Raw genomic sequence first — 12,123 nt, forward strand, 5'->3', positions numbered from 1 at the left:
CCCACGCGCCCACCCCCGCGCTCCCCCCCTCCCCCCCCCCCCCCCCCCCCCCCCCCCCCCCCCCCCCCCCCCCGGCCCCGGACACCCGCGTGATGCCGGGCTCGTGGCATGAGCCCACCGCAATCCCATCCACCAGCACGGAGTCAGGAAGATGACAAAACGCGCCTCGGACGTGTCCACGAGCCCGCCGAGCCCGACCAGGAGACGCAGCAAGTACACCTTCGCGCCGCTCGTCCTCATCGCGGCCAACGTCGTGCTCTTCGCGCTGTTCTTCCTCTGGCCGGCGGTGATCGGACTTGTCTACTCCTTCACGAACTACACGGGCGTGGGATCGTTCCAGTTCGTCGGAGTGGACAACTACCAGAATCTGGCCGGGGACTCCACCTTCTACGACGCGCTGGCCCGGACGCTGCTGTACACCGTGCTCTTCGTTCCGCTGAACTTCGTGTTCTCGCTGCTCATCGCGAACGTACTGGTGAGCAAGCACGCGAAGGGCGTGTCGGTCGCCCGTGTCTTCTTCTTCATCCCGTGGCTGCTGTCGCCCATCGTCGTGGGTGTCCTGTGGCGGTGGCTGTTCGGCGAGAACTTCGGACTGGTCAACTACCTCATCGAGAAGTTCGGCGGAAGTGCCGTTCCGTGGCAGTCGAACGCGGACCTGTCGCTGATCGTGGTCGTGGTGGCGGCGTCCTGGGCCTGGACGGGCTTCTCCATGCTGCTGTTCATCGCGGCGATCAAGAACGTGCCCACCTCGTACTACGAGGCGGCCGCGCTCGACGGCGCCGGACCGTGGCGCCAGTTCGTCAGCATCACACTGCCGAGCATCGCGCCGACTTCCTTCATCGTCATCCTGCTCAACACGATCCACGCGATGAAGGAATACCCGCTGTTCGCCTCCCTCAACAACGGCGGACCCGGAACGTCGAACAACCTGCTCGTCCAGTACATCTACCAGACCGGCTTCAAGACGGGCCAGATCGGCTACGCGAGCGCCGCGTCGTTCGTGCTCATGCTCATCCTGATGGTCATCGCGGTCATCCAGATGATGGTCAACCGGCGGGTGGAGAACCGATGACAACCACAGACATGCCGCGCAAGGTGGACGCCGGTTCTGTACGGGCCGGCTCCAAAAAGCGGCCCCGCAGTGGGCGCGGCGGTGAGTTCAGGCGCGCGGTGTCCGCGACGACCTTGCTGTGGGTCCTGGCGGCCCTCTACGCGGTGCCGGTGCTGTGGTTCGTCCTCAGCTCCTTCAAACCGGCGGGAGACCTGTTCTCCCTTCCGCTGACGCTGTTTCCGAACAACCCCACCGTCTCGGGTTACAAGGCGGCGTGGGAAAGCGCCAACTTCTCCCAGTACTTCATCAACACGACCGTCGTGTGTGTGATCGCGACGATCCTCACGGTGGGGGTCAGCTGCTGCACCGGGTACGCGCTGGCCAAGTACGACAACAAGTGGCTCAAGGTCTTCTTCGTCGGCATCCTGGCCACCACGATGCTGCCGTCCGAGGTCATGCTCGCCCCGCAGTTCCTGGTGGTCCGCGACCTCGGCCTCTACAACTCGCTCGCCGGCATCATCCTCCCGGCCCTGCTCACCGCGACCGGCTGCTTCATGTTCCGTCAGTTCTTCCTGACGGTCCCCGACGAGCTCATCGAGGCCGCCCGCATCGACGGGGCGCGTGAGCTGTCGATCTTCCTGAGGATCATGGTGCCGATCTCCCGGCCCATCATGCTGACGCTCGCCATCCTGTCGTTCCAGTGGCGGTGGAACGACTACATCTGGCCGCTGCTGATGCTGAACGACCCCGAGAAGTTCACCGTGCAGATCGGTATCCAGAGCCTCGTCGGGGCGCAGAACATCAACTGGTCGGTGCTGCTCGGCGGATCGGTCATCTCCATGATCCCTCTGATCGTCGTCTTCCTGGTTTTCCAGAAATACGTCATGAACGCCGACATCAACGCCGGCCTGAAGGACTGACCTTGCCCGTCCCGCTCGACCACGAGTTCGTCCGCGCGGTGGCGTGCGCGGCCGACCGGTCGGCCGCCCCGCTGGCGGCCGGCCCGGACGTGGAACCCGCCGGTGTGACCCACCGCGTTCTGGCCCGCCGGGTGAAGACCCTGGTCGCGGCGTACCGTTCCCCGGAGTCGGCTCTGCACGGCAGCGGGCAGGCCGTCGCCGCCGCGATGACCCACCTCCGCGCTCTGCGGGCCGTGCAGACGGCCTCCGGCCTCTTCGCGGGCGGCGACAACGTGCAGTCACCGCCGGACTCCGCCTTCACCGTCAACGACGTGTGCGACGCGCACGTCCTCGCGGCCGGCGCGGGGCCGGATCTGTGTGAGGTCACGGCCGCGCTCGCCGAGATCGCCGGCGCCGCCACCGGCAGCCTTCTCACCGGCGGGGTGCACACCCCGAACCACCGCTGGGAGCTGTGCGCGGCGCTGGCCCGGCTGCACCGGTCGTTCCCCGACGGCCGGCTGCTCGACCGTGTCGAGGAGTGGCTCGCCGAGGGCGTCGACATCGACGCGGAGGGTCTGTACTCGGAGCGCAGCGCCGTCTACGCGACCCACGTGACGAACCCGTCGCTCCTGCTGCTGGCCGACGTGCTCGGCCGCGCCGACCTTCAGGACGCCGTCGAACGCCATCTCGCCACGACCCTGGACCTCATCAGGCCGGACGGCACGGTGGAGACCGTCCACTCGCGACGGCAGGACCAGTACCTCCCGTTCCCGCTGGCGCCCTACCTGCCGCACTACCGGCTGCTCGCTGTCCGCACCGGCCGGGGCGACTTCGCCCGGGCGGCGCGGCTGGCGGCCGCCGGCGGCATCGACGACCCCGACCTGCTCGCCCAGACCCTCCTCACCCCGGACCTGTGCCGCGCCCTGCCGGCCCCGGCCGCGGAGACACTTCCACGCGACCGGTACATCACCACCGCACGCCTCGCCGCACGCGCCTCGGCCACCGCGCACACGGTGGTGTACGGCGGCTCCGACGTGCCCGAGCACCGGCGCATCCGCTCGGGCCTTGCCTGCAATCCCACCATCCTGCGTCTGTTCGCCGGCGACGCCGTCCTCGACGCGGTCCGTCTCTCGCGGGGGTTCTTCGACCTGGGCCCGTTCCGCGCGGCCGCCGTGCAACAGCTCGCCGACAACCGGTACCGGCTCACCGAAACCCTCACGGCCGCCTACTACCAGCCGCTCCCGACGGACCAGCGGCGGGACGACGGCGTCTACGGGCTGGTGGACGAGGGACGCTTCTCGGCCGCGATGGCCTTCCCGGTCCGGCCTCGGGACGAGGTCTCCCACACGACCCGCGTCGAGGTGGACCTGAGGGAAGACGGCGCCGACCTGCGGATCGACATCAGCGGGCCACGGGTGCCCTGGGCCCTCGAACTGACCTTCCGGCCGGGCGGCGTGCCAGAGGGTGCCGTACCGATCGGCGACGGACGCTGGTGCCTGACGACCGGGCCCATGACCTACCGGGTCGGTGACGACGAGATCCGGGTCGAGGCCGACGTCGAGGCGGGCGAACAGCTCGCCGGGCCGGACCGGAGCGACGTACTGCGCTACGACCCGGGTCAGGACTACACCGTGGTGGGCGGCACCGATGCGACGACCGGGAACCGTGTCTACATCGGTGGACTCGGCCCGCACACGCTGACCGTCGCACTGTCCGCCCGCCGGCCCGCACCTGTCGTGTGACCCCGACGAATGACGCCATGGCCACCCCAGGCATGAAGGATTGATCCCCGTGCACCTCCCACGCCAGCTCGGTTCGCTGCACGACCTGCCGGACACTCCGGAGGCGTACGACGCCGTGCTCGCCGATGTCACCGAGCAGGCCCTCGCGCGCCTCACGCCCGAGGGCAGCCTCGAACACCCCGACTGCGTCGACGACATCGGCGACACCTCCCTGGGCGTCACCTCCCTTCTCGCGCTCGCCTGGCAGCGCGGCAAGGACCCGCGGCTCCCGGAGGCGGTGCGCAGGAGCCTCGCCTTCCATCTGCGGGAGCGGGTGTACACCGACGACAACCCCGGCTATCCGAACCTGAGGGTGCGCGACTCCGGCCTGCCCCACGCCCGCTACACGCTGGCGGCCGGCGCGCACCCCATCGGTGACTGGCCGAGCACGGTGTGGGCGCTGCTCCAGGTCGTGAACGTCCTCGACACGGCAGAGGGCCTGGTCGACGAGGGGCAGCGGGCCGAGCTGCTGGAGGTGGCGCGCGGCTACTGGAGCTGGCTGACGGAGGCGACCTTCTTCAACCCGCAGGAGGCGGGCAACCAGGCGATCGGATGCGTGGTGGGCGGTCTGATGCTCGCCCGCCACCTGCCCGCCGAGGAGGGGCAGCGGGTCCGCTCGCGCGCGCTGGAGCTGTACGACGGGAAGATCCGCGCCCACCGGGTCGCCGACCGGGGCGCCCTGCTGCCCCCCGAGCACGGCGGCGCCTACGACAACAACTACGGCCCGATCTCCCTCTCCTTCCTCGCCCAGGCCCACCGGGTCAGCGGCGAGGAGATGTTCGCGCACGACGGCGACGCCCTCGCCCGCTACATCGACGCCCGGCTCACGAACGGCGGCTTCGACAACGGCGGCCCCCGCTACAGCGAGCAGCACTCCGGTTTCGAGTCCGTCCTCGGACTGCGCTACTTCGGCGCCCGCATCGGCTCCGATCTGGGCCGCTACCGGGGCGACACCCGCTGGGGGCGGCACGCGGTCAAGCCGGACGGCGGTGTCGACGGCCACTTCGCCTGGATGCTGGTCTGGCAGATCCAGGACGGCACGCCCTGGCACCGCGCCCCGGCGAGCGAGCCCGCCCGGCACCAGCTGCGGGCCGGCACGGTCTCGGTGGCCTTCGACTCCCGGATGACCCCGGCGGTGATCGAGGCGGCCGGCACCTATCTGCTGCCCGCCGCCGTCGACCGCCAGCACGGCTTCGGCCCCGTCCTCGACGGCTTCCTGTTCTGCCGCCCCATGGGCGAGGTGCGCGTCCGCGACCTGCGCGCCGACGGCCTGACCGCCAAGCTGGTCACCAAGCCGGTCGTCGGCCGCGACCACGTCCTGCGGCACATGAGCTCCCTGTACGTCACCGACGGCACCACCCTGTGGACCACGGTCGCCGTCGAGCGCCTCCCCGGCACGCCGTACCTGCTGGCCGGTCTGCCGTACGCCGAGGACGACGGCGACCGGGTCCGCCGTACGGCACGCGCCGCCGTCTCCTCGGCGGGCGCGCTGCGGCTCACCCACCCCGAGGCCGCCGGCGCCGACCGTTTCGACGCCCGCGCCGATCTCACCCAGGAGCAGGCCGCCTTCGCCCTCGCCGCCGACCCGCGTGGCTACGGCAACCCCGACGAGGGCTGGAAGCACCTGGTCGCCTCGACCGCCCTGGAGGCCGGACCGGTCGCGGACGCGCCGGACGACCTGCACGTGTTCGCGGTGCGCTACGGCACCGAGGAGCCGTTCACGGTGTCGGCGGAGTGGACCGAGGAGGGCCTGGCGGTACGGACGGACGCCTTCACGGCGGTCCTCGGCGCCGACGACGCCCGCGGTGAACCGCTGCTGACGCTGCGGGCCGTCAGCCGGGACTGAGGGTCATCCGCGGGGTGCCGCGCACCGCGTAGGCGGGCAGCCGGGCGTCCTGTAGGACCGCGGGGGAGAGGGAGAGCCCGAACCGGCGCTCCACGACGCCCAGGCTCCGGCGGTATCCCGCCCTGTAGTCCTCGTCCTCCGGCGGGAGATACGTCCTGCCGTCGGGGGAGAGGACGCCTGCCGCGACCAGGTCGGGCAGGAACAGGTCCGGCTCCTCGCCCCAGCGCCAGATCTCCTCCCGCAGCCCGTACCCGCACACCCACACCCCGTCGCGGGCGTAGTGGACGTCGGCGGGCGGGTGCTCCTGCGGCGGCACGTACCGCACGACCTCGACGCCGCCCCGGGACAGCTCCGCCAGCAGGTCCCCGCCGGTGGAGTCCCCGTACTCCACCGCGAAGGACCAGTCCCCGGAGCTGCCCACGCGGATCACGCCGTCCCCGTCGGCCGCCGGGCGCCACTCGGTGATCCCGAGCCGCCACACCTCGGCGTCGGTGATCGGTTCCGTCGCCCCGCCGGGGGCGCCGCCCATGCGGACGGCCAGCTCCTCGGGGGAGATCCCGCGCGCGAACACGACACTGGACATCCAGCCGTCCAGATCCACCAGCCACACGATTCCGTCGGTCATGGGGGAAAGGTAACGGGCGCCACCGACAACGCCGTCGGCCGTCAGATGGGCAGTCCGAGCAGCCCCCAGCCGCGCCGTGCCGTCTCCTCGACCACCACGGCCCACTCGCGCAGCAGCACCGCGAAGGCGTCGAAGTCCGCGATCCAGCCGCCCGGGCTGGCCGCGTGCCGGTCGTACTCCTCCCGCAGCCCCTCCAGCAGGGGGTCGGCCCGGGACCAGTGGCCGGCCAGCGAGGACACGACGGCGGGCGGGCAGGCGACCAGCAGGTTCGGCCGCCACGGAGCGGGATCCGAGGGGAAAAGGCCGGTCTCCGGGAGGTCCTCGCCCTCCCCGACCAGGTGAAGGAGGAAGCCGTCCAGGGCCTCCCGCAGCGCGGGGCCGGCGAACGTCCGCGCCGTGTCCCAGCCCTCGCCCGCCCAGAAGTGCGGCTTGTAGGATCCGCTGGTGCTGTGGAACTCGTACCGGCCGCTCCACGGCACCAGAGGAGAGGCGGGGATCACCCAGCCGGCCTCGGGTTCCGCGTCCCGGTCGGTGTCGTCCGGGCAGGCCGCCTCGTACAGCAGGCCCTGCCGCTCAGCCGCCGGCGTCCGCTCCAACCGCCCCCAGTCCACCGCCAGCACGGTGATGTCCAGCCCCATGCGGCCACCCTATGCGGACCACCAGATCGGCCCGCTCCCGTGTGGCCGCCACCAGGTCGGCGTTGCCCTGGTCGGTCCCCAGCACCCACGCCACCGCCTCCTCGTGCCCCTTGCCGAACTCCTCGTGCCGCGCGACCAGCCGGCGCACCCGCTCCGCCTCGTCGGTCTCGCAGAACCAGACCTCGTCCAGCGCGGCCCGCACCCGCGCCCACGCGCCCGTGCCGAGGAGCAGGTAGTTGCCCTCCGTGACGATCAGCCGGGCCGACCGCGGCACCGGGACCGCGCCCGCCAGCGGCTGCTCCAGCACCCGCTCGAAACCGGGCGCGTACACGATGTCCGCACCGTCCGCCTCCTCCCGCAGCCGGCGCAGCAGCGCCGCGTAGCCGGCCGCGTCGAAGGTGTCCGGCGCGCCCTTGCGGTCGCGGCGGCCGAGACGGTCGAGTTCGACGTCGGCCAGGTGGAAGCCGTCCATGGGGACGTGCGCCGCCCAGGGCTCGCCACCGTCACCGCCCAGTTCCCGCACCAGGCGTTCGGCGAGGGTGGTCTTGCCCGCGCCCGGGCTGCCGGCGATACCGAGAAGGGCACGCCGCCGGCCGTTCCCGACGAGGGAGCGGGCCCGTTGACACAGGTCGTCGAAAGTCAGCACACAGCCGAGTGTCGCAGCCTGCTGATGCCCCGGTGGGCGTATCCGGCCCTGCAAACCCACGCTAAGTGGGTTAGTTTGACCGTGTTTTATCGTTTCTCTGGATTTCTGTCTCCACTGATCCCGGGCAGGGGTGGGTCATGGTCAACGGCGCGAACGTCGTGCTCGTCGGCGGACGGCGACGCGCTCCGGCGAACGGGCCCGGCACACCGTGGCGGACCCGCTGCGCCTGGCCGCTCGCCGCCGTGGCCGGCGCCTTCACCCTCGCCCAGCTGCTCCTCGTCCGCCCCGGCCTGGGCCTCGGCTGGGACGAGACGGTGTACGTCAGCCAGTACGCCGCCCAGGCGCCGCCCGCCTTCTTCAGCGCACCGCGCTCCCGGGGCGTCTCCCTGCTGGTGGCGCCGGTCGTGACCTGGTCGACGTCGACGGAACTGCTGAGGGTCTACCTGGCCCTCCTGTCCGGCCTGGTCCTCCACCTCGCCCTGCGCGTATGGCGCGGGCTGTTCCCGGACCGCGTCCTGGTCGTCGCCGGCGCGCTCTTCGCCTCCCTGTGGGTGACCCTCTTCTACGGTCCGCAGGCCATGCCCAACCTCTGGGTCGCCCTCGGCGGCCTGGCCTGCGTCGGCTGCTTCCTGCGGGCATCCGCCGACCGGCGCGACCGCGCCGCCCTCTGGGGCCTCGCCGCGGGCGCCGCTCTCATGGCGTGGATGCGGCCCACGGACGCCGTGTGGCTCGCCCTGCCGCTGCTCGTCCTGGCCGTCCTGCGCCACCGCCGCCTCGCGGTCGTCCTCCTGGGGGGCCTCGCGGCAGGAGGCGCGCAGTGGGTGATCGAGGCGTACATCGCCCACGGCGGTCTCGGGCGGCGGCTGTCCGAGGCCTCCCGCATCCAGGGCGGCCTCGGCTGGAACCTCGCCGTCGACGACCAGCTGCGCGGCCTGGTCGGGCGCACCCTGTGCCGCCCGTGCACCGGCTCCCTGCCCCACCCGGTGATCACGGCCTGGTGGTTCGTCCTCCCGCTGCTCGCCGCCGCCGGACTGGCGTTCGCGGTCCGCGCCCGGCGCACCCCGCCCACCCTGCTCCCGCTGGTCTGCGCCACGACGGCCGCCTTCCCCTACCTGTTCATGATCGGATACGCGGCGCCGCGCTTCCTGCTGCCCGCCTACGCCCTCCTCGCGATCCCGGTCGCCGACGCCCTGCTCCACCTGGTCACCCGCCCGGACGGCCGCCCGCGTCCGCTCGTCGCGACGGTCACCGCGCTCGCCCTCGCCGGGCATCTGGCCGTGCAGTACGTGGTCCTCGACCGCACCGTGGACCGCACCACCGCCCACCACCGCGACTGGGCCCGAGCCGCCGCGCAGCTGCACCGGCTCGGTGTCCGCCCGCCCTGCCTGCTCACCGGGGCCGACGCCATCCCCGTCGCCTACTACGCCGGCTGCTCCTCGGCGAACGTCCGGGGACACAACGTCAACTCCACCGAGGCGGCCGTCCGGCGCACCGCCCGGCGGATCCCGACCGCCGTCCTCACCCGGCCCGGCGGGGCGCCGCCCGCCTACGCCCGCGACTGGGCGACCCACCGCTCCCCGCTGCTGCGCCTGCACATCGCGCCCGCCCCGGACCGGAAGCGGCCCCTATGACGTCCGAGCAGGTCACCGCCGCACCCACCCGCGGCCGGGCGGCCTACTGGCAGACCGCCCTCACGCTCACCGTCCTCGTGGCCGCCGGCTGGCTGGCCCGCCGGCACTGGCCCGTGCTGGAGACCGGCGCCCTGCGGCTCGCCGTGGCCGACCACGGCTGGCTGCTGGCCGGGGCCGCGGCCGCCGTCGCGACCTGGCTGTGCGCGGCGCTCGCCCTGCAGGGCGCCGTGCTGCGGCGGCTGCCCCCGGCACGGCTCGTGGCCGCGCAGCTCGCCGCCTCCGCCGCCAACCACGTGCTGCCCGCCGGGCTCGGCGCGGGCGCCGTCAACCTGCGCTTCCTCATGCGCTGCGGACTGCCGGCCGGCGGCTCGGCCACCGCGGTCGCGGTCAAGGCGACGGCCGGCGGGGTCGCGCGCGCCGCCCTGATCGCCGTCCTCGCCACCCTCTGCCCGGGCGTGCTGCGGGTCCCGCACGCCTGGGGCGGCGCGGTGGCCGTGGCCGGCGCGGCCGTCTGCGCCACCGTCACCGTCCTGCTGTGGCCGCGCTGCCGGCGGGCGCTCGCCGCGGTGGCCGCGGACATCCGGGCCGTCCACGCCCGGCCGGAGCGGGCGGCGGCGCTGTGGGGCGGCTCGCTCGCCTTCGCCCTGCTGCACGCCCTCGTGCTGATCGCCGTCGCCCGCGCCGTCGACCTGCCGCTCGGCCCGGACCGGTTGGCCCTGCTCTACCTCGCCGCGAGCAGCGCCGCCGCCCTGCTGCCCACCCCGGGCGGACTCGGCTCGCTCGACGCCGTGCTCGCCCTCGCCCTCACCGCCGCCGGCTCCCCGGCCGCGACCGCCGCCTCCGCGGTGCTCGGATACCGGCTGCTGACGGTGTGGCTGCCGCTGGTCCCCGGCCTGATCGTGCTCGGGGTGCTGATCCGGCGGCGGTCGCTGTGACCGGCACGGACCGCCCCGGCCGGCCGGGCCCGTGTTTCCCGGCCGCCGGGCGCAGGTAGGTAGTGGGGGTGTCGGAGACGGCGGCGAGGGGGAATGGCATGACGGACAGCGGACGGGCCGGCAGGCCGGCGGACGCGTTCTTCACGACGGGCAGCTCGTCGTTCACCGAGTTCCTGGCGGCGCACCGACCCGAACTGCTCCCGACCGGGCGCCCGTTCCCCGACGGGGTCGCCGCCGCGCCCGACCGGTTCCCGCACGGGACGACCGTGCTGGCCCTCGCCTACCGCGACGGTGTCCTCATCGCGGGCGACCGCCGGGCCACCATGGGCCACGTCATCGCCCAGCGCGACCTGGAGAAGGTCCACCCGGCCGACGACCACACCGCCGTCGCCTTCGCCGGCACCGTCGGTCTCGCCGTGGACATGGTGAAGCTGTACCAGGTGGAGCTGACGCACTTCGAGAAGGTCGAGGGCATCCCCATGACCCTCGGCGCCAAGGCGCGCCGACTGGCCTCGATGATCCGGCAGAACCTCGGCCAGGCCATGCAGGGCCTCGCCGTCGTCCCCCTGCTCGTCGGCTACGACTTCACGGCACCGCCGGGCGCGCGGGGCCGCATCTTCAGCTTCGACGTGGCCGGCGGCCTCTACGAGAAGGCGCCGTTCCACGCCGAGGGCTCCGGCTCCCCGTACGCCCGCGGCGCGCTGAAGAAGCTGTTCCACCCGGACATGACGCGCCGTGAGGCAGCCCTGGCCGCGCTCCAGGCGCTGTACGACGCGGCGGACGACGACTCCGCCACCGGCGGTCCCGACATCAGCCGCCGGATCTTCCCGATCGTCTCGGTCATCACCGAGGACGGCTTCGAGCGGCTGCCCGAGGCGGAGACCGAGGCCCTCAGCCGCGAGATGGTCGAGCAGCGCGGCAGCAGGCCGGACGGTCCGAACGCCACCGTGTGACCCGGCGGCGGGGCGTTCAGTACTGGAGGGCCACCGCCACGTCCCGTCCGATGCGTTCGACCGCCGCGACATCGAGCCCGTAGTGCACGTACCGCCCGTTGCGCTCCACCCGCACCAGTCCCAGGTCCCGCAGGACGCGCAGATGACGGGAGACCTGAGGGCGGGTCATCGCCAGCCGGGCCGCCAGATCGGCGGTCGTCATCGCCTGGCGCGCGATCAGCCGGCACAGCCGTACCCTGCGCGGATCGGTGAGCGCCAGCATCCGGCTGCGGGCGAGGGTGACCCCCACGTCCGGCGCCTCGACCGGGAAGTGGACGACGGGCGTCAGCCCCGGCTCGTTCTTCACCAGCAGGTGCGGGGCGCCGTACAGGGTCGGGATGAGGACGACCGGGGTGCGGGCCGGGCTGACGACGGCGTGGTGGACCTTGTCGAAGACGACCCGCTCGGGCCCGCCCGCCGTCCCGCTGGCGACCCGGGCGGTGGACGGGCTCAGTGAGACCAGCGCGGCGGCCGGACCCTCGTCCGCGAGCCGCTGCCGCACCCGGTGCGCGGCGCGGGCCAGCAGCGGTTCGGTGGACGCCCACAGCGCGTCGAAGAAGACCCGCCGGCACAGGTCGACGAAGGCGGCGACGTCCGCGCGCAGCGCCGCCGCGTCGCGCAGCAGGTCCGCGGCCAGCCTCGGGTGCGGCTCGGCCAGCCCCGACGCGATCCGGCGCAGCGCCGCCGCCTGCGCGGGATCGTGCAGGACCCGGCCGAAGGCGAACCCGTGGTAGCCGCTGGCGCAGGTGTACGCGGTGAGTTCGGCGAACCGGTCCAGCGGCAGCGCGGCGAGCGGTGTGCCGTGGCCGGGCGGGGCGGTGGCGTCCAGGCCCGGGTAGAAGCCGCGCCAGCGCAGGGCCGTCCAGAGCGGGGCGAAGCGGCGCAGCCCCGCCCGGAACGCGGGCGGGGCGGCGCCGGTGACCTCCCGGGCCCACGCCGAGCGCTCCGGGTGGTGGTCGTGCTCCGTCAGGACGTGCAGACACGCGGCCAGTTCCGCGAAAGGCGACACCGTGACGGTGAACCGGCTGGGGACGGCACCGTCCAGGATGATCACGACCGACATGACGGGAGTGTACGGA

11 protein-coding genes are annotated in these 12,123 nt (G+C 73.2%); 7 read left to right on the top strand and 4 right to left on the bottom strand.

All coding sequences use genetic code 11. The features are described 5' to 3' along the window. The first annotated feature begins 151 nt into the window (after window positions 1-151). The 4 genes from ACZ6D7_RS39790 to ACZ6D7_RS39805 are packed head-to-tail and all read left to right on the top strand — an operon-like array spanning window position 152 to window position 5,577. Window positions 152-1,072, top strand: coding sequence for a carbohydrate ABC transporter permease (locus ACZ6D7_RS39790; RefSeq protein ID WP_469501659.1), 921 nt, complete (start codon window positions 152-154; stop codon window positions 1,070-1,072). Then, a complete protein-coding gene (locus ACZ6D7_RS39795; protein WP_469501662.1) occupies window positions 1,069-1,971 on the top strand; it encodes a carbohydrate ABC transporter permease in 903 nt (300 codons plus the stop codon). Before ACZ6D7_RS39790 ends, ACZ6D7_RS39795 begins: the two co-directional genes overlap by 4 nt. Before the next feature lie 2 nt (window positions 1,972-1,973). Then, on the top strand, window positions 1,974-3,692 hold the full coding sequence (locus ACZ6D7_RS39800; RefSeq protein WP_469501665.1) for a hypothetical protein: 1,719 nt from the start codon (window positions 1,974-1,976) through the stop codon (window positions 3,690-3,692). Between the two features lie 49 nt (window positions 3,693-3,741). Next, on the top strand, window positions 3,742-5,577 hold the full coding sequence (locus tag ACZ6D7_RS39805; RefSeq protein ID WP_469501668.1) for a hypothetical protein: 1,836 nt from the start codon (window positions 3,742-3,744) through the stop codon (window positions 5,575-5,577). Here the strand turns inward: ACZ6D7_RS39805 and ACZ6D7_RS39810 are convergent. Genes ACZ6D7_RS39810 through ACZ6D7_RS39820 form a run of 3 tightly spaced genes read right to left on the bottom strand, consistent with a single transcriptional unit; the run spans window position 5,564 to window position 7,483 of the window. Beyond that, the gene (locus ACZ6D7_RS39810) at window positions 5,564-6,202 is read right to left on the bottom strand and encodes a DUF6461 domain-containing protein (protein ID WP_469501670.1); all 639 of its coding nucleotides are present in this window, start codon (window positions 6,200-6,202) and stop codon (window positions 5,564-5,566) included. The genes ACZ6D7_RS39805 and ACZ6D7_RS39810 overlap by 14 nt on opposite strands. A gap of 41 nt (window positions 6,203-6,243) precedes the next feature. Beyond that, entirely contained in the window at window positions 6,244-6,840 is a 597-nt protein-coding gene (locus ACZ6D7_RS39815; protein WP_469501673.1) for a hypothetical protein, read from the bottom strand. Further along, entirely contained in the window at window positions 6,776-7,483 is a 708-nt protein-coding gene (locus tag ACZ6D7_RS39820) for a nucleoside/nucleotide kinase family protein (RefSeq protein WP_469501728.1), read from the bottom strand. The genes ACZ6D7_RS39815 and ACZ6D7_RS39820 overlap by 65 nt, the downstream gene beginning before the upstream one ends. A gap of 140 nt (window positions 7,484-7,623) precedes the next feature. Here ACZ6D7_RS39820 and ACZ6D7_RS39825 point away from each other — a divergent pair, with 140 nt between their 5' ends. The 3 genes from ACZ6D7_RS39825 to prcB all read left to right on the top strand — a co-directional run bounded on the left by ACZ6D7_RS39825 (window position 7,624) and on the right by prcB (window position 11,005). Continuing rightward, on the top strand, window positions 7,624-9,117 hold the full coding sequence (locus ACZ6D7_RS39825) for a hypothetical protein (protein WP_469501676.1): 1,494 nt from the start codon (window positions 7,624-7,626) through the stop codon (window positions 9,115-9,117). Further along, window positions 9,114-10,052, top strand: a complete 939-nt coding sequence (locus ACZ6D7_RS39830) for a lysylphosphatidylglycerol synthase domain-containing protein (protein WP_469501678.1) — start codon at window positions 9,114-9,116, stop codon at window positions 10,050-10,052. The genes ACZ6D7_RS39825 and ACZ6D7_RS39830 overlap by 4 nt, the downstream gene beginning before the upstream one ends. A 98-nt stretch (window positions 10,053-10,150) precedes the next feature. Then, a complete protein-coding gene (gene prcB, locus ACZ6D7_RS39835) occupies window positions 10,151-11,005 on the top strand; it encodes a proteasome subunit beta (protein ID WP_469501681.1) in 855 nt (284 codons plus the stop codon). 16 nt (window positions 11,006-11,021) lie between these two features. On the opposite strand, the gene ACZ6D7_RS39840 is transcribed toward prcB, so the two are convergent. Further along, window positions 11,022-12,107, bottom strand: coding sequence for an ArsR/SmtB family transcription factor (locus ACZ6D7_RS39840; RefSeq protein WP_469501683.1), 1,086 nt, complete (start codon window positions 12,105-12,107; stop codon window positions 11,022-11,024). Window positions 12,108-12,123 lie beyond the last annotated feature (16 nt).

It is taken from the genome of Streptomyces sp. NPDC041784 (genome assembly GCF_055591025.1).